Origin of the sequence: Flavobacterium akiainvivens (assembly GCF_001278115.1) — a bacterium.
Classification (GTDB): domain Bacteria; phylum Bacteroidota; class Bacteroidia; order Flavobacteriales; family Flavobacteriaceae; genus Flavobacterium; species Flavobacterium akiainvivens.
On record NZ_LIYD01000005.1, the window covers coordinates 2,754,241 to 2,775,351 of the forward strand.

A 21,111-nucleotide genomic window follows, 5' to 3' on the forward strand; every position below is an offset into this window, starting at 1 on the left:
TTGTTTTTTAAATACCTTAGCGGAAAAAATCCGATGGAAAATATAACCGAACAGGAACTGGAGCTGCTGCGTATACTGCAAAAGAACTCACGGTTTGATATTAGCGAACTTACCGAGCGCCTTAATATATCGCGCACATCGGTTTACGACAAGATCAAGAAGCTTGAAAACGAGGGGTACATTACGCACTATGCGGCGCTTATTGACCCTAAAAAGGTGGGGCTAAACTTTACGGTTATTGTAAACGTTTCGCTCATTAGCCAGCGGTATGACTATGTAGAGGAGTTTACCAAGCACGTGGCATCGCTTAGCGAAGTGGTAGAGGGCTATGTAACGGCCGGTATTTTTGACTATGTGCTAAAGGTTGTGGTTAAAGACCCGGAAGCCTTTAACGAGTTTATTGCCAAAAAACTGTCTGTTGTTCCAAACATAAGCAAGGTGCAGAGCACGTTTGTAATGAGCTACATAAAGCAGTCTACCGTACTATCCTTTTAACCGCAAACTAATATCCCGCCGAAGCCGTATCGGTCAGCGCGTTGATAAAGGCTATCAGGGCTTTCTTTTCGTAATCGGTAAGGTTTAGCGCATCGGGTGGCAGGGTTTGGTTAGTTACGGTGTGGCCCATGCCCTGGCCGCCGCCCTGATTGTAAAAGTCTATAACCTCCTCAAGGGTGGTGTATGCCCCATTATGGAAGTAAGGCGCTGTGAGGCCGGCATTGCGCACGGTGGTAGTCTTAACCGAACGCTCGTAAATCCAGGCCCATTCGGCACGCACATCGTTATTCATACGGCCTTTATCTTCATCGAGGCGTGATTTAGGGTCGCGCGGGTTGGCCAGTACGCCCAGTATCTCGCTTTCGTTTTCGTTGTAAAATGGTGGCACCAGCCCGGCAAAGGTGGGCATAAAGTGGCAGGTGGCACAGGCCGCCTTACCGGCAAACAGGTTAAAGCCGTCCTTTACCTCTTTAGGCAAATCAGTACTCTCACCGCGTATGTACTTATCAAACGGGCTGTTAAACGATTGTAATGAAAGCACATAGCTGGCCAGCGCCTTGCTGAAGTTTTCTCGGGTAAGGCCTTTTTTGCCGAATACCTTTTTAAACTGCTGCTTGTATTGCGGGCTGTCCTCCAGCTTTTTAAGTATGGAACTGTAGGCAGTATTAAATTCTTCGGGGTTAAAAATAACGTGCTCCGCCTGCTGCTCGAGCGTAAAGGCACGCAGGTCATAAAAATAGCGGTCGGCATACACGGCATTAAGCAGCGTGGGTGCATTGCGCAGCACGGTTTTGCCCTGCACACTGCTGGCCGATTTGGGCAGGCCATCGGCAAAGCCCTTTTTAGGGTCGTGGCAGGTGGCACAGCTCATGGTGCTGCCGGTGCTCAAAAGAGGGTCATAAAACAACGACTTGCCTAAGTTGCGGAGTTCGGCACTATCCTCACCCGGTTTTAGCTGCGAATAAAAATACGGGTCTAAAAAATCGGTTCCAAAAATGGACTGGCTTTTTGGGTTCCATGATGAAGTGCCTGCCAAATTTTCATCGGGCACATTTTCTACCAGGCCCAGATTTTTATAAAGGGGGTCAATGCATTTTTTGAAGAACTCAAGGCGGTCAAAATCATCAAAGCTATTTTTTGTGCCCAGATAATCGATTCCAAAGTCCAAAAGTGAAATATTAGTGTTAAAATGAGCACTTGAAGTGTACTCTGAAGCAAAAAAAGTGCGCATGCCTTCCAGCGATGCTTTTGCCTCTTCAAGCCCGTTTAACGACCCCGGGGTATCAAACCCGGTAACCCCCAAACTAAAGATGCGCACCAGCTGCAGCCTCATAGCCGAGATGTTACCGCTGGTAGCTATAGCATTGGCACTCAAGCCTGTATACAACACTAAATAGTTATTTCTCAGCCTTTTGGCAAGGGCTGATATCTCGTTTTTCTGCTCGGCAGGGTTGTCAGAAAACACGGTTTCATCTAAAACCTGGAGGCCTACAGGGGGGATAACCTTTGGCTGGGTACCCTCTTTTTCAATTTGCATAAGGGGTGCCCCGTTGATGCTTTCCTTAATATATTCGGGGTAATGATACGCCAGATAAAACTCTATCTTCTTGTATTTCAGCCTTGTATCACCCATTACATGCTGTAGGGAGTCGACTGTAATGGTGCCTTTTTCAAAGGCTACGGCAGTCTGGTCAAGGGTTTCGGTAGCATTCTTAAAGTCAAGGGCATACTGCTGTATGATACTGATGGCGGTATAGTTTTTATCAGGCGAAAAAGAATATAACCCAATGAATATCAACACACAAGAAACTACAATAGCTGCCTTACCGGCATATTTGGTAACCATAACCCTTTAAAAATTGATTAAGGGGCAAACTTACCTTTTAGCCTTATGCCTAAAATTACCAACGGATTAAGAAACGGTTAAAACACGTAGGGCACTGTAAAACAGCGCCCTACAAATTATTTTATGGATAGCAATGTACTATTCCACCTCTATTTTAAACACAAAAGCCTTGTCATCAACCTTTTGCGCCGGGGTAGTAACGTGCAGGCCTTCGTCATCCTGCTTAAAGTCGCGCTTTTCGCCTGTAGCTAAGACCGTTACGCTCTTAACTTTAGGTACAGCGTCGAATATTTTACCGCTAAAAGCCTCAAAAACAACCGGTTTGTTTTCGCCCGGCCAACCTAAAACAATGGCGTAAACGGTGTTGCCTTTTCGCGTATAGCGCACATCCTGAGCCGTATAGCTAACCTTATCTACAAACATACCGCCCTTTATTTTGGTCGGGCCCTCGCCATAAGTAGCCCAGGTACGGCTGGCATAAATGGCTTCACCGTTGGTTTTAAGCCAATTACCTATTTCAACCAATATATCTTTCTGGTTTTGAGGTATTGAGCCGTCTGCCTTTGGCGATATGTTAAGCATCATGGTACCGTTTTTGCTCACAATATCGGCCAGGAGGTCAATAATTTCATCGGCAGTCTTGAGGCCCAGGGTATTAGTATAGCTCCAGCTGCCCACCGATACGGTTTCATCAGTAAGCCAAAACTCCGGGGTAATGCGGTCCATACGGCCTTTCTCAAAATCTTCAAGACTCACAGTTTTAGGCAGTTCGCCCTCCTTATGGGTAACAATTACCTGCTTTTTCTGCGCTACCGAGTGGTTAAAGTAGTGCGCCAGAAACTGCTGCTTGTAGCTTTCCGGAATCTTGGTCATCTTGCTGTCAAAGTAAATCAGGTCGGGCGAGTAGTTGTCTATCAGCTCCTTAAGCTCACCCAGCCAGTTTTTATAAAACTGTTCCTTGGGCATATTACCATACATCATCCTTATTTCAGGGTCGGTACTTGAGGTAAACATATCGGGGTTGTACGGGAAATACGACTCATCATCCAGCCATTTCTCCGGGTTATCGTTGTTAATCTGCAGGTTACGGTCTTTATGGAAGCTGGTAACCAACTTTAGCCCCCTGCCGTGAATGGCCGTGGCAAGCTCACCTACAATGTCGCGGTGCGGGCCCTTATCCATACTGTTCCAGGGGTTTATCTTGCTGGCCCAGTTGCTCCAGCCGTCGTGGTGCTCTGCCACTACCCCGCCAAATTTAGCGCCCGCCTGTACCATAAGATCCGCCCATTCGTTGGCGTTAAACTGCTCAGCCTTAAACATGGGCACAAAATCATGATAGCCAAATTTGTTAAGCGGGCCGTAGGTTTCTACCTGGTGCTTGTTTTCATCAGTACCCAACACGTGCATATTCCTTGGATACCAGTCGTTTGCATACGCCGGAACCGACAGCACACCCCAGTGGGCATATATACCAAACTTAGCATCTTTAAACCATTCGGCACTTTGGTCATACTGCGCGAGCGACTCCCAGGTGGGTTCATAATGCCTTGCAACCGGAACGCCTTTCTTTGAAGAACAGGCTGTTAGCGCCAATATTGATGATAATAATATGATTCTTTTCATGATATTTATTTCACTAAGTAACACAAAGAAGGCGCAAAGGCACACAAAGAAATCTTTGCGGGACTTTGCGCCTCCTAATTATAATGTATTGATTATTTAACCGTTACGCTTACCTCGCCTTTGATATCCCTTGAAGAGCTACCCAGTTTAAAGGTATAAGTACCCGGTTCTACAACCCATTTTTTAGACGTTACATCATAGTAAGCCAGTTCTTTGACCGGTACTTTTATAGTAACCTGCTGTGAACCACCAGCCTTAACAGCCACTTTACTGAAGCCTTTAAGCTCTTTATTGGCACGCTGCACTTTACTTTTACCAATTGACGAATACAGCTGTACTACCTCTTTACCATCTGCCTTACCGGTATTTTTCACATCTACAGTAACGGTAATGGTCTCATTGGCAGCATAGTCTTTCTTATCAGTCTTGGCATTGGCAAACTCAAACGTGGTGTAAGACAGGCCATAACCAAACGGATACAGCGGCTCAATATTCTTGGTATCAAACCAACGGTAGCCTACAAGTATGCCTTCTTTATACTCTTCTACAGCACCACCAGGGAAGCTGTTAGTAGCATGTGCAGGAGAATCAGACAGCTTTTTAGGCATTGTCCACGGCAGTTTGCCCGACGGGTTAACTTTACCTAACACAACGTCAGCCAGGGCGTTACCACCTTCACTACCGTTGTACCAGCTCCATACCACACTTGAGTTTGCGCTTACCACGTTGTTGATATCATAAGGCGCACCGGCCACAAATATTACAATAGTTTTAGGATTAGCTGCTTTTACAGCCTTTATAAGACCTTCCTGGCCAAACGGCAAGCTTAGGTCTGTACGGTCACTGGCTTCTGTTTCATAGTCGCGGTTAGCGCCCACAAGCAGTATTGCCACATCTGATTTTTTGGCAGCAGCCACGGCCTCAGCCACCATTTTAGGGTCAAGGTCGGTTACGGTTTCTTTGGCTTCCTGGGTAACTTCGCCAAATTTCATTTCCTTTTTAGGCTTAAATTCAGTTTTGTAACCCTGTGCATAATTGATGGTTACACCTTTAGGAAGCTTGGCTTTAAAGGCCTCAAGCGGGGTAACCTCATGCTTGGTTTTAACGCCGGCACCAAAACCACCCTGGGCATGCTTTTGGGTAGCGTTAGGGCCTATGATAGCCACACTCTTAAGCCCGTCTGTTTTAAGCGGAAGCATATTCTCGCTGTTTTTAAGAAGCACAACAGACTCAGCAGCAATATCATACACATCTTTAAAGTGGGCCTCAGTTGAAATGCTACCTTTAACACGGCTGGCAGTATCATCGCCCATTGCCTTAACGTTAAACAGCAGTTTCAGGATCCTTTTAACGTGCTTGTCTACTTCAGCTTCGCTTACTTCACCGGCTTTAACGGCCTTAAGAAGCGGGTTAGCAAAATAGAACTCGCTAAACGAAGGCTTATCGGTACCCATTTCAAGGTCGGTACCGGCCTCAAGGGCTTTTTTGGTGGTGTGCACCGCATTCCAGTCTGATATTACAATACCTTTAAAACCCCACTCATCCCTAAGAATGGTTTGCAGCATATAAGGGTTTTCGCAAAGGTAATCACCACGGAATTTGTTGTAAGCGCCCATAACGCTGTAGGCTTTGGCATCTACAATAGCTGCCTCAAAAGCAGGCAGGTAAATTTCGCGCAGGGTACGCTCGTCCATCTGTACGTCTACCGTACCGCGGTTAGTTTCCTGGTTGTTAGCCGCATAGTGCTTGATACACACCGCTGCATCCTGTTTTTGGAAGCTAACAATGTAAGGTACTACAAGGCTTTTGTTAAGGAACGGGTCTTCGGTCATGTACTCATAAGTACGGCCGCCCAGCGGTGTACGGATAATGTTAAACGCCGGTGCCAGAAGGATATCCTTGCCACGTGCACGGGTTTCCTCGCCTATTGAACGGCCAAAGGTAGCCGCCATTTCCTGGTTCCAGGTAGCTGAAAGGCCACCACCGGCAGGGTAAAATGTAGCAAAATCATCAGTACGGTTAGCAGGCGCCCAGCTCATGCGCTCAAGCTCTTCGCGTACGCCCAGTGGGCCGTCGGCCATGTAGGTTTCGGGGATACCAAGGCGCTCTACACCCTGGTTGGTAAACATACTGTAGCCGTGCAGCATACCTATTTTTTCCTCAAGGGTCATTTTGCTTACAATCTCGTCAATCTTAGCATCATATTCATCGCTAAGGCCAGCGCCCTTGTAGGTAGCAGGTTCGCCATTCTGGGCAACATCTGTACTGTTTTTCTCGTCTTTGCACGATGCCACAACAAGCATCAACGCCGCCGAAAGAAGTAGTATTTTGTTCTTCATAATTGGGTTTGAATTATTTTTGGGTTATAGTTGTTTTTAATGCAATATTATCTGAAGCCCCACCTACCTGTATTTCAAGGCTTCCGGGTTCCAGTTCAAAACGGTGTTTGGTTTCGTTCCAGTACTCCACATCCTGCGCACGCAGCGTTAGGGCTACTGTTTTGGTTTCGCCTGCCTTAAGCGCCACACGGCTAAAAGCTTTCAGTTCCTTAATTGGGCGCTCTATTTTAGAGTCAGGGTGCGATACATACAGCTGCACCACCTCTTCGCCATCGCGGCTACCGGTATTGGCAAGGGTAACATTTACCGTAACCACACCATTTTTAGAAAGCGTAGTGGCACTCACTTCCAGCTTCTTATAGTCAAAGGTAGTATAACTAAGGCCATAGCCAAAGGCATACAGCGGTTTCCCTTTAAAATACATATACGTCCTGCCGTGGCGGATGTTATAATCCATAAAATCAGGCAAATCGGTAATATCCTTAACCCATGTTTGTGTGAGCCTGCCGGCGGGGTTGTAGTCACCAAAAAGCACATCGGCAAGAGCACTGCCCGTTTCCTGGCTGTTGTGCGTCATGTGCACAATGGCCGGCAGGTGTTCCTGGCTCCAGTTAATGGTGTATGGAAAGCTGCTCATAAGCACCAATACTGTATTAGGATTGGCCTGGTGCACTACTTTTACAAGGTCTTCATATTCAAGTTCCAGCGACTGCCTGTCTACCGCTTCCTTGCCGTTGCTTGGCACGGGGCATTGCGCCCAGCCTGCGTTGCACCACGGGTGGTTACCGGCTACAACAATGGCAATATCGGCTTCCTTAGCCAGTTTGGCCGCCTTACCGTCTATATTATTCAGGGCAAACGTAACCTCAACATCAGTACCCACTTTAGCCTTAATTCCGGCAAGAGCCGTAACCGTGTAGGGTGGTGTACCGCTGTACCAGTCCAGCAACACCTCATCGGCACGCGGGCCAATAACAGCAATGCGCTTAATTTTCTTTTTATCTATGGGAAGCAGCTGCCTGTCGTTCTTTAACAGTACAATTGACTTCTGAGTAGCCTCTAAAGCCAGCTTTTTATGGGCTTCGGTAGACCAGGGGTCAATATTATCCGTTTTACCTATAGATGCATACGGGTTGTTATCAGCGGCATCAAGCAGCCCAAGTTTTATCATAACACGGTAGTCGCCACGTAGCACCTCATCTATTTCTTTTTCTTTAAGATAGCCGTTTGCCACAGCGCCATACACGCCGTCTTTATAATCATCCAGAAACTGGTTGATACCCGCCTTAACCGCAGCGGCAGCGCCTTTATAAGCATCGGGGTAATATTTATGGTCAGACAGCAGCAAGCCGAAAGCCCCGCCATCAGTACATATAATACCGTTTTGGCCCCACTCTTTAACCGTAATATCCTTAAGCATGGGGTGTACCATAGCCGGGATGCCGTTTACTTTGTTGTAAGCCGCCATATATGCGCGTGAACCGCCCTCGATGACCCCCATCCTGAACGGCACTGAATAATATTCCCTCCACAGGCGTTCATCAAAATCAGATGATGTGTAGGTGCGGCCGTCTTCGTTACTATTGGCCAGGAAGTGCTTCATGAGTGCGGCAGTTTGCCAGTAATTTGGGTTATTACCCTGAAGCCCTTTTACAAACGCCACCGTCATAGTACCGTTAAAAAAGGCATCTTCGCCATAGCTTTCCTCGGTACGTCCCCAGCGCGGGTCACGGGCAAGGTCGGCATTTGGGGCACGCACCACCAGGCCCCCACGGTTGTAGTGCTGCCAGGCATATCGGGTTTCAACCGCCTCAACGTTAGCTACTTTTTGCAGCAGCTCCACATCCCACGTTTCGCCCAGGCCATACGCCTGCGGAAAGGTTGTGGTGGGTACAGGCTCTTTGCCCTTGCCACCCCATCCGGCAGGGCCGCCCAACGCCAGCCCGTGTAGCCCCTCTACATGGCCGGTGCCCACAACGCCTAAGCGCGGTACTGAAGGATTGGTACTCAGCGCCTGGATTTTTTCATCCAGCGTCATGAGCGAAAGCAGGTTGTCAATGCGCTTTTCTGCATCCAGTTTAGGATTTTGAAAAGGGTATTTATAGGCCTGCTGCCCCCACATTGTGGCGGTTAGTAATAAAAATATATAAGTCCTGTAAAGCTTCATGTGTTACAGTTTCTTAAAGCGTATGGCATAGCCGCCCGATATAGGCAGGTTAAGCGTTAGTTTATCTTTAGAGGTTACTGTTTTAGTGCTCACAGCTACATCGGCCGGGTTGTGGGTCATATCTGTTCCCGGTGCATCGGCATATATCTGTGCCTCATACTTAGCCCCTTTTTCAAGGAATGACAATGCTACCTCAAGCGTACGGGCTTTCTCATTGGTAAGGCTGCCCAGGTACCAGTCTGCACTGTGGCGGTCTTTACGCACGGTGGTTATGTACTCGCCTATTTCGCCGTTAAGCACTTTGGTATCTTCCCAATCTGTAGGTACATCTTTAAGGAACTGTAATTCTGGCTGGCCTTCGTAGTTTTCAGGCAGGTCGGCCAGCATTTGTATGGGCGAATACAGCACCACATACAGCGCCAGCTGCTTGGCAGCCGTAGTATGCACGCGCCTGTTGTTAAAGCCTTTGGTTTCCAGTACATCAATAACCCCGGGGGTAAAATCCATAGGGCCGGCCAGCATCCTGGTAAACGGCAGTATAGCCTCATGGCTTGGCGGATTGCCTGCACTCCATGCGTTGTACTCCTGCCCGCGGGCACCCTCGCGTGCCATCATGTTAGGGTAGGTGCGGCGTTCGCCGGTATCTTTTATAGGCTCGTGAAAGTTTACAGCAAGGCCATACTGGGCGGCTTTTTCAAGCACGTAGCGGTAATAGCGTACGCCAAACTGCCCGTGATGCCACTCTTTCATATTAAGTTTAGAGCCCACCTGGCCTATCTTTATATTGTGTATGCCCAGGCGCTTGTATAGCGCAAAGCCTTCGTCTATTTCTTTAAGGTAGTTGATTATGTTAGAGCCTGTTTCGTGGTAGCCAATGATTTCAACACCTTTGCTGCGGCCGTATTTTACTACCTCTTCAAGATCAAAATTGTCAGCGTTTTTGGTAAAGCTGAACATGTGCATCTTGTTTTTAAACCAGTCCTGCGTCCAGCCCTTGTTCCAACCCTCTATAAGCAGGTAATGGAAACCTTCTTTAGCTGTAAAATCAATATATTCCCTTGCGTGTTCGGTAGTAGCGCCCTGCTTAGGCCCTTCCCAAAAACTGAACTTGCTTATGTGCATACCCCACCATATACCCAGGTATTTAAGGGGTTCTACATAGCTTATATCAGTTAGTTTTGATGGCTCGTTAAGGTTCAGTATCATGTATGACTCTATCAGGTCGCCCGGCTTTTCGCCAATTTGAATAGTCCTCCACGAAGAGGTAAACGTGCCCTTGTAGCGCGCTTTTATACCATCTGCCCAAGGCACAAGGTCGCTCTTAAGGTTAGCGCCTGTAGTATGCTCAAGCACCATACTGGGCCAGTCAGTAAGGTTAGCCTCGTGGAAGCTGATTACATTATTTTTGTTTTCAATGGTCATTGGGGTGTGTACCTTGCCCAGTGCGCTTACCGCAGAAGGCTCATACAGGTATTCATAACGGTCTGGCTGATACGCCGGGATTGACCACGCCTTGCCGTCTTCCTTAAGGTTGAAAGCCGTAACCTCATCCATTACAAAAATGCTGTCTTTAATACCCTGCTCCGGGAATATGTAGCGGAATGCCACACCGTCATCAAACGCACGGAACTGTATGTGCAGCTTGCGCTTGCGGGCATCTTTGGTTTGCAGCTCTACCCACAGCTGGTTGTACTCGTTATTGATTTCCTTCTTTTCACCCCAGGGCTGTGTCCATTTGCCGTTAACCTTCAGTACATGCACATCGGTCACTTCAAAGTTCTTGCTAAGGTCTTCGCCTTTAAGCACAAAACCCATTGTCGATGGGGTAATGATTTCCTGTTTGCCGTGGCTTACAGCATAAGTAGGCACACCATCTTTAAGGGTAAAGGTTATGGTATTCTTCTTGCCCGGTGAATTGATTTTCTCGGTTTTGTCCTGCGAAAATCCGGTTGCGGACGCAAGCAGCATTACTGAGTATAGTAAGGTTTTTTTCATAATATACGGAATTAACCATTGGGATAGCAAAAAACGGGGAGCCGGAAGTCTAAACGGCTCCCCGGTACTAAAATTAACTAACCCAAATAATTAACTTATTTTATCCATTCTGTTTTAAATGTTGTTTTAGCGCTAAGCGGTGTTGTGCCTACCTCAAAGCTGCTGCCTTTTTTAGCCGTGGTTATGGTTTGCACTGCATCGCCGCCCGGCAGGAATACCTTTCCGGTAGCTGTTGCCGTGCCTTCAGCAGCATATACCTTTAGCGTAAGCTTGCCCCAGTCCATATCCTGTGTGCTTTGTGCCAAGGCTATATGAGGTATAACCGCACCGTTTTTAACCAGCACTACAATAGGCAGGTTACCCTGCTTTATTTTATGCCAGCCTCCGTTGTATACTTTTTTAGTCTGGTAGTCTATCCATTGCCCCGGCGGAAGGTACACATCACGCTCGGTAACTTCTTCAAACAATGGCGCTACAAGAATATCTGCCCCAAACATATACTGGTTGTCTACCAGCCACGAACCCGGGTCATCAGGAAATTCTACAAACAATGCGCGCATCATGGGCAGGCCACGCTCAGAGCAGTCTTTAGCCTGTGCATAAATGTATGGCATCAGCTCATAGCGCATATTATCGGCATTGCGGTATGTTTTTAAAAAGTCTTCGCTATACAGCCAGGGCTCTTTTGGCGGTTCGCCGTGGCTGCGCACGTGGCTTGTAAGCATACCAAACGGTGTCCACCTTTTATACAGGTTTTCGGGCGACTTGGTTACAAAACCACCCAAATCATGGCTCCAGAAACTAAAGCCCGAAAGCCCCAATGACAAACCACCACGAAGCGTGGCGCTCATAGCAGCATTGGTGGTAGCTGCATCGCCACCCCAATGCAGTGGATAACGCTGGCTGCCCGCCCAGGTGCTGCGTGCCCATATAAGGCTATAGCCTTTTTCGCGTTGCGTAACCTCGGCCACAGCCTTGTTGTAACGCAGCGGGTACAGGTTGTGCTCATAAAAACCGGTGCGTCCGTTGCTGTAAATACCATCTGCCGGGGCTGCTTCGCCAAAGTCTACCTTAAACACCGCCACACCCTGGTCAAACAGGTGCTTTAGCTTGCCCTGGTACCACTTAACGGTTTCAGGATTGGTAAAATCCAGCACCGCATCTTCATACGGCAGGTTGCCCTTGCGGTCTTTTACGGCAAGGTTGTTATCTACAATTTCGTTAAAAAGCGTGTTCTTGGGCGTAAAGTACGGCAGCTGCCACAGGCATACATTAAAGCCGTCTTTCTTCATATCGGCCATCATTTTAACGGGGTCGTCAAAACGCTTTGAGGCAAACTGATAGTTGTTGCGCCAGTCTACATCAAACCAGCCCGTATCAAAATGGATAACATCGCTTGGAATTTTATACTTACGGAGGTTTTTAGCCACCTCGCGGCCTTCTTTTTCAGAAAAATAGGTAATACGGCTCATCCAAAGCCCAAACGACCACAGCGGCGGCATAGAGGCCTTTCCGGTAAGGTTTGTGTACTCATTAAGGATGTCTTTCGGTTCGCCAATAAAAAAGAATAAATCAGCCTCATCATCACCTATCATCATTTTATTGGCAGAGGTATCATACTTACCGAAATCAACTGTGATAGGACTTGAGGTGTGCATAAAAACACCATAGCCGCGGCTGCTCATGTAAAACGGAATGGGCTTGTACATGGTTTCGTTTTGCACGCCGTTAGCATCATCTGTCCACAGCACTACCTTCTGGCCGCGCTTGTTGAAATTGGTAAACGATTCGCCACAGCCAAATATCTTCTCATCGGGCTCAAGGCTGAATACGGGCGCCATACTGCGCGAATAATCGCTGTTGCGGCGCACATAGCTAAAAGGCAGTATTGGGGTGTAGGTATTCTGCACGTCAGAGTTATGCAGGGTTGATGTGAGCAATTTACCTGCCTCATCATAAATTTTTACGTGCCATGGTTTGGCTATAATTTCTACACGGCCATACCTGCTTGTATATTGGTGGCCCGTAGCGGTTTTACTGTATTTCCAGCCTTCAGGATGGTTAGGCGCTGTGCCGTTAACCAGCATGAGCGACTCCTCCTGTTTGTGGAACTGCGGGCCTGAAGCCATTTTTATACGTACCGTCCTATCTGAAACAAACTGAAGCGTAAACGGCAGTACCGGCGCCGCCTCATACTCTGTAGCCGGAAACTCGTTTGGCACAATACTGTCGGGCTTCATGAGCATATTGTTAAACGCCTGCCTGGTTTTATAGGCATAGCGCTTGTATTTAACCTGCCCCTGCCCCGTGGCGGGGTCAAAACCGGTTAGCTCATCGGCAAAATAAAACGTATTAAGGTAGTTTTCAAAATCCCTGCTCACATCTACCGGCTCGTTGAGGGTACCGCCGTTTTGTAGCTGTGCAGTGGCCTGTGTGCTTATAAAAAGCGCCAGAGCTGCAGAGAAAAGCGTTAAACATCTTGTTTTCATTGGGTTTGGTTGTTGGTTGGTTTGGGTCTTGTTTATTTTGTGGTTAGGTTAACGGTACTGGCCTTAAGCCCGTTTGCACTTGCGGTAACCTCTACCTTTCCGGCTTTATCTGTACTCTGGATAATTACAAGGCACTTACCATTAAGGGCGGTGTGCTTGTTGCCTTTATAAGGCTCGTGGCTCACGGGATCTCCGCTGCACACGCCTACAATTTTAGCATTGCCTTTTACACTAAACGTAATTTCATTATTAGCCGTTGCAGCAAAAATGCCGTTAGCATCCTGAATGTCTACGGTAATAAAACTCAGGTCAGTACCGTCGGCTTTTATTTCGGTGCGGTCGGCTGTAGCTTTAAGCTGTGCCGGTGCGCCCACAGTTTTAATTTCTTTTTCAAGTACAACCTTTCCGCCCTTGCGCGAAACGGCCTTAAGCGTACCCGGCTCATATTTAACGCTCCACATAATGTGCAATTCATCGCCCTGCTTACTCTTTTTGCCAAGTGACTTACCGTTAAGGTACAGCTCTACCTCATCGGCATGGTTGTAATATGCCCAAACGTCTACCTCCTGGCCTGCTTTCCAGTTCCAGTGCGGGAAAATGTGCAGCACATCTTTATCCGTCCACTCGCTTTGGTACATATAGTACACATCTTTAGGGAAGCCCGCAAGGTCTACCACACCAAAGTAAGAACTAATAGACGGCCACAGGTATGGCGTGGGTTCGCCTATGTAGTCAAAACCGGTCCAGATGTACATACCGGCCAGGTAATCATGTTTTTTGATAATCCTCCAGGTATCTTCGTGTGTTGAGCCCCATGGTGCATGGGTTTGGTCATACGCCGAAACCGTGTTGCCCGGATTACCGTCATAAAACGGAATATCCCAGCGCACCGGCCATAGTTTTTCTACATCCGACTTTTCATCATAATAACCACGCGTTTGCAGTGCCGATGTGGTTTCGGTAGCAATAAACGCCACTTTAGGGAAGTTTATCTTATGCTTCGCCCAAACCTGGTGGGCATAATTATAGCCAATAATATCAAGCGCGCCCGATGCCGCAAGCGAATTGGGCTTATCGGCCGTGTTTACAAATTGTATACTTGCCTCGGTAGCGTTAACGGCAACCGGCGGGTTCATAGCGGCAGTAACCGGACGGGTTTTATCAAGCGCTTTTACAATTGCCGAAAGCTCACGGCCTATTTCGGCACCTTTATCGCTCCATTGTTCCGGTATTTCGTTGCCTATGCTCCACATAAACACGCTTGGGTGGTTCCTGTCTCGGATAATAAGGTCTTCAAGGTCTGTTTTATGCCATTTATCCCAGTTTTTGCTGTAGTCGTAAGGGTTTTTGCCCTGCGCCCACATATCATAGGCTTCGTCCATAACAATAAAGCCCATTTTGTCGCACAGGTCTAATAATTCCGGTGCAGGGGGGTTATGGCTGGTACGGATGCCGTTTACGCCCATTTCCCTCATAATTTCGAGCTGGCGCTCCATAGCACGCGTGTTGAATGCAGAACCCAGCGCACCCAGGTCGTGGTGCAGGCATACGCCCTTTATCTTTACCTGTTTGCCGTTAAGGATGAAGCCCTTATCAAGGTCAAACTTAAACTCGCGGATACCAAACGGCGTTTCATAGCTGTCTGCCATGTCGCCATCAAGCTTTACAGCAGTAACGGCGCGGTATAGCTCCGGTGTTTCTACATTCCAAAGCACCGGGTTATTTACAGCGGCATCCTGCGTTATGGTTTTATCGCTGTTCGCGGGTATTTTTACTTCGGTTTCAACCGATGTTACCTCGCTGTCGTCTTTGTAAATAGTGGTAATAACTTTTGCCGTTTTTTCTTCGGCATATTCGTTTTTGATGATGATTTGCAGGTTTATGGTTGCCTTTTCGGCCGATACCTGCGGCGTGGTAACAAACGTTCCGTTAGCCGCTATGTGCAGCTTATCGGTAGTTTCAAGCCACACGTTGCGGTAGATGCCCGAACCCGAATACCAGCGCGAATTGGGCTGTTTTGAGTTGTCTACCTTTACTATAATCTCATTTTTTTTATCACCATAGTTAAGGTATGGTGTAAGGTTGTAACGGAAACTAATATAACCGTTTGGCCTCATGCCTAAAAAATGACCATTTACCCACACGCTGCTGTTACAGTAAGCGCCGTCAAACAATATGGTAGTAACCTTAGCAGAATCTTTAGCTTCAACGGTAAATGATTTTTTATACCAGCCAAGGCCGCCGTTTAGTGCGCCGCCTCCGGTTCCCGCAGGGCTGTGCTCGTCAAAGCTGCCTTCTATGCTCCAGTCGTGCGGAAGGTTAAGGGTGCGCCACTGTGTAGCGGTGCCTATGGTATCGTTATCTTTTATGCTGTCGTTTAAATGAAACTGCCAGTTGCTGTTAAAGCTTACCTTTCTGTTAGCAATGGCGTTGTTGTTTTTGCTGCCGCATGCCCCCGTTAGCAGTAGTAGCGCCAGGGCAGTAAGTGCAAAAAAGGGCTTGGTGTATTGTGTCATTTGGTTGGAAATAAAAAAACCGGTAAGCCCCCCTGCATAGAAGGACTTACCGGAATTAAAACAAATTTATTCTACAGCTACATAATGGAACATGATAAGGCAAACGCCTTCGCCTGTGCGGCTCTGGTCGCGAACAACGCCCAGCCTCATTGAATCATCTGTAAGTTCTGCCACTTTTACTGATACCCAGTTGCTTACATCAGGATAATAATCGCCTCCAAAAAGTACTTCAGGGCCACCGTTAAAAACAATCCTGCTGTTAGCTATATCATAGCTAAAAGTGCCTGTTTTTGTAGTTTGATCGTTAGTAGTAAGCGCTGTTTGTGTAACACTTACATTATAGTTACCATCAAGATCAAAGGTCATGCTGCCCCAATCTTTATTTGTCATAACCCATTCGTTTCCGGCATAATCAGGCAGCCAGCTCCAGTTGTCTCCGCTGGCAGCAGGAAAATCAAGGCCTGTCCACCCCACAGGAGATGCCATGTTTAGCTTCCATTTTTTACCTTCTACACCATTGGTAAGCATTGCCCATGCAGGGTCTGCAAAATACTCTTCGTTGTTTTCGCTAATGGTAACCGTTACAGGAGCTGCATCTACAGCGCCACCACGTGTGTAAGCCGTAAACTGTATGGTATAAGTACCCGCAAACGGAAACGTAACCGTGTTGGTATGCTGGTTGCTGTGGCCCAGGGCATCGCCTGCGGCATTAGTATAGCTCCAGTAAGGTATAATATCATCAGTAAGGTTAGTCATGGTAACCTCATTAGGGTTAGCAGGGTTTTGTATAACCGATATATTAATATCAGCTGCCCTAAGGTTTATTGCAGGCAGGTCTTGCCTGTCTTCTACCGGCTCGCACGAAAACAACATTCCGATAGCCATAACGGCAGCGAGCATTTTTGTAAGTTGTTTCATAATCATTTTCATTTTATTAATTACCATCCGGGATTTTGTTGTATAGCACCGTTAGAAAGGGTTACCTGAGACTGCGGCAGTGGGAACCAGCCCAGCGTTTCAGGCCTGAAGCTTTGTACAAACTCGCCACCCATATCTGTAGCCTGTATGGCTGCTGCGGTAACGCTCATGCCCTGCCTGATAAGGTCAAACCACCTGTCGCCTTCAAGGGCAAGCTCAAGCCTGCGCTCTGTAAGTATGTTGGCTATAGTAGCAGGAACGTTATGCGTATCATCGCCATAAGCGCGTGCACGCACCCTGTCAAGACAGGTTTGCGCAAAGGCAGCGTTACTGTCTACGTTAAGCTCTGCAGCAAGAAGCAGCACATCGGCAAAACGGATAAGCGGAATATCTTCATAGTTGTCTATCTGGAAATCGCCTGTAAAAGTACCGTCTACCACACGGGTGCCTTTTTTCCAGCCGTAGCCGGTAAACTGGCGCTGGCCGCGTGTTTCGGCATCAAAGTCAAGACCTTCGGCAGCATAATCTATAATAGTAGCTGCACGGCGGCTATCGCCTGCACCATAAGCATTATAAAGAGATGGTGTTACAGGTCCGCCACCCCAGCCCTGGCCATAAATACCCAGGTCTCCGCCGCGGGTAGACATATTTACAGCAAAGCGATTACCTTCATGCAGGTCCCAGTTTGCATTGCCCGAGCTGTTAAAGCGTATTGCAAATACAATTTCGGTATTGCCTTCGCCTGCATAATCTGCCTCTTCAGATGCTGCTGAAGCCAGCCAAAGGCTTGCAAAATCGTCAACAAGGTTGTGACCGCTGTTGTTTACTGCATCATTAATATATTCTACAGCCTCCGGCTTGCTTATTACACCGGCAAGGTCTGAAGCATTGTAATAGTCTGTATAGAAAATAAACGCTTTGGCAATGTAAGCCTCGGCAGCCCATTTTGTTATACGGCCATAATCAGGGTTACCCGGGGTTGAATAGTTTTGGTCGCCCAGGTTATCAGCTGCAAACTTAAGGTCTTCTGCAATAAGTGCATAGGTAACTTCGGCAGCAGCACGTGGCAGCTCAAACTCGTCTGATGTAATAGTGTGGTCCAGCGGCACTATTTCTCCAAACACCCTTGCCAGCTGAAAGTGGTAGTATGCCCTTAAAAAACGTGCTTCAGCTTCATACTGTGCGCGCAGCTCTTCCTGGTCGCCCCACTCTACGTTATCAAGGTTTTCAAGCAGCACGTTAGCGCGGTAAATACCTATGTAGTTGTTTTGCCATATAAGGGCATTCATTTCCTTATCGGTTACAAACTGAAAACGGTCGCGCTCTACGTCTACGTTACTATCAGCCGAACCAAAACCGCCATAGCAGTCATCAGACGCCATTTCGGTATTCATTAGCCATGTGCCGTAGCCTTCGCGCTGTAATATATCATAAACCGCTACAAGGCCTTTAAAAGCATCCTGCGGGGTTTTATAAAAGTTCTCCTCTACCACATCGGTATAAGGTGAATTACCAATAAAGTCTTCTGAGCAAGAGCTTAGTGCCAGTATTGATGATAGTAGTATTGCTTTTGATAGATTTTTCATTTTTCTCGCACTTTTTTAGAAGTTAACACTTAGGCCCATCATATAGGTCCTTGGTTGTGGATAGAAGCCTACATCTATACCCCTTGCCCAGCTTTGGTTTGTGTTACCAAAACCAATTTCGGGGTCAAGCCCAGGGTATTTAGTAAAGGTATAAAGGTTATTGGCAGATACATACAGCCTGAACTGAGAGAATGTTTTGCCTATAATATCGGTTACTTTAGCAAGGTCGCAACCCAGTGTAATGGTTTTAATCCTGAAGAAGTCGCCATCTTTAATGTACATATCGCTAAACTTAGTCCAGTTACCGTTAGCATCTGTACCATAAGTTACCCTTGGGCGGGTGTTAGAGCTGCCTTCGGTAGTCCAGCGGTCAAACACATCTGTGCTATAGTTGTAAAACGGCCTTGAATAATCGCGCACGCCATAAGCAATCTGGTTTCCGGCCACACCATAAGTGTATACAGAAAGGTCGAACGCCTTGTAGTTTAGCTGAAAGCTTAAACCGTAAGAATAATCAGGGTTAGGGTCGCCAATGGCTGTTTTATCGTCAGATGTAATAACACCATCGCCGTTGCGGTCTACAAACTTAACATCGCCCGGAACCGCATTTGGCTGTACAGGGTTACCGTCTACGCTGTAAGCATCAATCTCTGCCTGGTTCTGGAAAATACCATCTGTTTGCAGGCCGTAGAAATAGCCGATAGGCATACCTTCCTGAACACGGTTAATTTCGTCTATACCCTGGAAAAGCAGGTTGGTGTCACCATAAATAATACCGTTTTGGTTGGCAACTTTAGTAACCTTGTTTTTGTTTTTGCTAATGTTAGCATTAACGGTTAGCCTCCAGTCATCGCCAAAAGTAGTGTTGTATGAAGCGCCAAGTTCAAAACCGGTGTTTTCTACATTACCACCGTTTATGTAAGGTGCCTGTGCACCTGCAATGTAAGGAACGCTTGCCTGCACCAGCCAGTCTTTAGTAGTTTTCTTATAGTAGTCAAAGTTAAGGGTAAGGCTGTTAAGCAGCGTTACATCTACACCAAGGTCAAGCTGTTCAGATGTTTCCCATTTAAGGTTTGGTGTGTTAAGCGCGTCAGGGCTTGCACCAGGGTCAAGCGGAAGCTCATTATTACCCGTACCAAAGTGGTAGTTTTTATCGTAAGTAGAAATGGTAGACATATAGGCAAACCTCCTGTTAAACTGGTCGTTACCGTTTTGTCCCCAGCTACCGCGCACTTTAAGTGCATCTACTATACCTTCTTCAGGCCAGAAAGCTTCCTGGTCTACGTTCCAACCGGCAGAGAACGACGGGAACACTGCCCATTTCTCTGAACCGAATTCTGATGAACCGTCGCGGCGGATAGTAGCCGTAAACAGGTATTTGTTATCATAGTCATAAAGGAACCTGCCAAAGTATGATGCTATGTTATAGTCATAACGGTCTCCCGATACACGGTTTTGTGTAGGGTCTAACACGTTATCAAGGTAGGCATGCCAAAAGTCGTTAAACTGAAGGTCGCGGCCCAGGGCGCTCTGGTAGCGTGTTATGCGCTCGCGGGCACTCATACCGGCAAGTACATCTATATTATGCTTGCCAAAAGAAGCCTGGTACTGCACCGTGTTATCCCAAATCCATGAGAAGTTGTTGTTAGCGCTTTGTGTTACGCTCGATACATCGCTGTATGAAACAGATGATAGCTGATACTCAGGCGTAAATGCCCTGTAATCATCTGTATAAGAATCTACACCAAATGATGTGCGGAACGTAAGGCCTTTTACAGGGGTTACCTCTGCAAAAATGTTACCTACAAAACGGTTAGAAATGGTTTCTTTAAAGTTAGTGTAGTACAAAAGGCCCACAGGGTTTGTAATATCTGCACTAATGTTAGATGATGCATAAGAGCCGTCTTCGTTATACACCGGGAAGTTTGGCGGTGAGTTAAAGAAGCCCCTTAGCGAGTTAGAGTAAATACCCTGGTCTGCAATACCTGTGCTTTTTACACGTGCAAACGAGAAGTTTTCGCCTACTTTAACAACATCTTTTACAATGTTGTAGGTAGAGTTTGTTGTAAAAGTAACCCTGTCATACTGAGACTGGCCTGTGTTGCTGCCTATTAAACCATCCTGGCCGTAGTAAGAAAGGCCGGCGTTATAAGTAGCTTTATCATTACCACCGCTTATAAGTAAAGAGTGGTTTTGCTTTACAGCGCCATCGTTAAACAGCTCATCCTGCCAGTCTGTATTTGGCATGTTGCTTATCTGCTCCTGAGAGTAAAGTGGTGCAAAGCCAGAGTTTACACGGGCTTCGTTAAGTATTGTAGCATACTGCTGTGCGTTTAGCAGGTCAAGCCTTTTGTAGCTTTCCTGGAAACCGGTGTAGCTGTTAAACGATACGTTTATTTTGCCTTCGGCACCTTTTTTAGTAGTAACAAGTATTACACCATTAGCGGCACGTGCACCATAAATAGCTGCCGCAGAGGCATCTTTAAGCACGTCCATCCTTTCAATGATAGATGGGTCAAGGTAGCCAATACCGTTGTCTACCACAACACCGTCTACCACATAAAGCGGTGTAGAGTTACCCACAGTACCTGCACCACGAATGTTTACCACCATACCTGCACCCGGCTGGCCAGATGATTGTGTGATGTTAACACCGGTAGTTTGGCCCTGTAGGGCGCTGGTAGCATCTATACTGTTAGTTTGTTGCAGGTCTTTACCGCCCACTACAGTTGTAGCGGCAGTGCTTACCTTTCTTTTTTGTGTACCGTAGCCCACCACTACCAGTTCGGTAAGGGTTTCGGCTTCTTCGGTAAGGGCAATGTCTATTGTAGTCTGTCCGCCTACCACAACGGTTTTTGAAGTATAGCCCATGTAGCTAAACTCAAGCGTAGCGGCTGCGTTAACGCTTATAGAGTACGTACCGTCTATATCTGTACTTACACCATTAGTAGAGCCTTTTTCAACTACGCTTACCCCGGGCAGCTCAAGGCCGTCTGAAGTACCGGTTACCTTACCTGTTACAGTAACCTTTTGTGCCATTGCCGGCACCGCGAAAAGTGTAAAAAAGCAAAAGAGTCCAAAAGCGAGCACTTTTGGCGGAATAGTAATTTTACTTTTCATAATGATTAGAGTTTGGT

The 21,111-nt window shown here is 47.1% G+C and carries 11 protein-coding genes; 1 reads left to right on the plus strand and 10 read right to left on the minus strand.

The window, feature by feature from the left end; translation table 11 throughout:
* Window positions 1-33 precede the first annotated feature (33 nt).
* A complete protein-coding gene (locus AM279_RS12480) occupies window positions 34-495 on the plus strand; it encodes an Lrp/AsnC family transcriptional regulator (RefSeq protein WP_054408368.1) in 462 nt (153 codons plus the stop codon).
* 7 nt (window positions 496-502) lie between these two features.
* On the opposite strand, the gene AM279_RS12485 is transcribed toward AM279_RS12480, so the two are convergent.
* The 10 genes from AM279_RS12485 to AM279_RS12530 form a co-directional block, all read right to left on the minus strand.
* Window positions 503-2,341, minus strand: coding sequence for a cytochrome-c peroxidase (locus AM279_RS12485; protein ID WP_054408369.1), 1,839 nt, complete (start codon window positions 2,339-2,341; stop codon window positions 503-505).
* A 138-nt stretch (window positions 2,342-2,479) separates the two neighbouring features.
* Window positions 2,480-3,964, minus strand: coding sequence for an alpha-L-fucosidase (locus tag AM279_RS12490; protein ID WP_054408370.1), 1,485 nt, complete (start codon window positions 3,962-3,964; stop codon window positions 2,480-2,482).
* 92 nt (window positions 3,965-4,056) lie between these two features.
* Entirely contained in the window at window positions 4,057-6,303 is a 2,247-nt protein-coding gene (locus AM279_RS12495; RefSeq protein ID WP_054408371.1) for a glycoside hydrolase family 3 C-terminal domain-containing protein, read from the minus strand.
* Between the two features lie 13 nt (window positions 6,304-6,316).
* Window positions 6,317-8,470 (minus strand): glycoside hydrolase family 3 C-terminal domain-containing protein, encoded by a 2,154-nt coding sequence (locus tag AM279_RS12500; protein WP_054408372.1) that lies wholly within the window; start codon window positions 8,468-8,470, stop codon window positions 6,317-6,319.
* A gap of 3 nt (window positions 8,471-8,473) precedes the next feature.
* Window positions 8,474-10,465, minus strand: coding sequence for a glycoside hydrolase family 97 protein (locus AM279_RS12505; protein ID WP_054408373.1), 1,992 nt, complete (start codon window positions 10,463-10,465; stop codon window positions 8,474-8,476).
* A gap of 95 nt (window positions 10,466-10,560) precedes the next feature.
* Window positions 10,561-12,954 (minus strand): glycoside hydrolase family 31 protein, encoded by a 2,394-nt coding sequence (locus tag AM279_RS12510; protein WP_054408374.1) that lies wholly within the window; start codon window positions 12,952-12,954, stop codon window positions 10,561-10,563.
* A gap of 32 nt (window positions 12,955-12,986) precedes the next feature.
* The gene (gene galB / locus AM279_RS12515; RefSeq protein ID WP_054408375.1) at window positions 12,987-15,470 is read right to left on the minus strand and encodes a beta-galactosidase GalB; all 2,484 of its coding nucleotides are present in this window, start codon (window positions 15,468-15,470) and stop codon (window positions 12,987-12,989) included.
* 66 nt (window positions 15,471-15,536) lie between these two features.
* Window positions 15,537-16,388 (minus strand): hypothetical protein, encoded by an 852-nt coding sequence (locus tag AM279_RS12520; RefSeq protein WP_054410324.1) that lies wholly within the window; start codon window positions 16,386-16,388, stop codon window positions 15,537-15,539.
* 20 nt (window positions 16,389-16,408) lie between these two features.
* The gene (locus AM279_RS12525) at window positions 16,409-17,974 is read right to left on the minus strand and encodes a RagB/SusD family nutrient uptake outer membrane protein (RefSeq protein WP_054408376.1); all 1,566 of its coding nucleotides are present in this window, start codon (window positions 17,972-17,974) and stop codon (window positions 16,409-16,411) included.
* Window positions 17,975-17,989: 15 nt separating this feature from the next.
* Complete coding sequence (locus AM279_RS12530; RefSeq protein WP_054408377.1) at window positions 17,990-21,094, minus strand: SusC/RagA family TonB-linked outer membrane protein; 3,105 nt, start codon at window positions 21,092-21,094, stop codon at window positions 17,990-17,992.
* Window positions 21,095-21,111: the final 17 nt, after the last annotated feature.

Coding starts and splice junctions, on each gene's coding strand:
- AM279_RS12480 (WP_054408368.1), top strand. CDS start 34: ATGGAAAATATAACCGAACAGGAACTGGAGCTGCTGCGTATACTGCAA.
- AM279_RS12485 (WP_054408369.1), bottom strand. CDS start 2,341: ATGGTTACCAAATATGCCGGTAAGGCAGCTATTGTAGTTTCTTGTGTG.
- AM279_RS12490 (WP_054408370.1), bottom strand. CDS start 3,964: ATGAAAAGAATCATATTATTATCATCAATATTGGCGCTAACAGCCTGT.
- AM279_RS12495 (WP_054408371.1), bottom strand. CDS start 6,303: ATGAAGAACAAAATACTACTTCTTTCGGCGGCGTTGATGCTTGTTGTG.
- AM279_RS12500 (WP_054408372.1), bottom strand. CDS start 8,470: ATGAAGCTTTACAGGACTTATATATTTTTATTACTAACCGCCACAATG.
- AM279_RS12505 (WP_054408373.1), bottom strand. CDS start 10,465: ATGAAAAAAACCTTACTATACTCAGTAATGCTGCTTGCGTCCGCAACC.
- AM279_RS12510 (WP_054408374.1), bottom strand. CDS start 12,954: ATGAAAACAAGATGTTTAACGCTTTTCTCTGCAGCTCTGGCGCTTTTT.
- galB (WP_054408375.1), bottom strand. CDS start 15,470: ATGACACAATACACCAAGCCCTTTTTTGCACTTACTGCCCTGGCGCTA.
- AM279_RS12520 (WP_054410324.1), bottom strand. CDS start 16,388: ATGAAACAACTTACAAAAATGCTCGCTGCCGTTATGGCTATCGGAATG.
- AM279_RS12525 (WP_054408376.1), bottom strand. CDS start 17,974: ATGAAAAATCTATCAAAAGCAATACTACTATCATCAATACTGGCACTA.
- AM279_RS12530 (WP_054408377.1), bottom strand. CDS start 21,094: ATGAAAAGTAAAATTACTATTCCGCCAAAAGTGCTCGCTTTTGGACTC.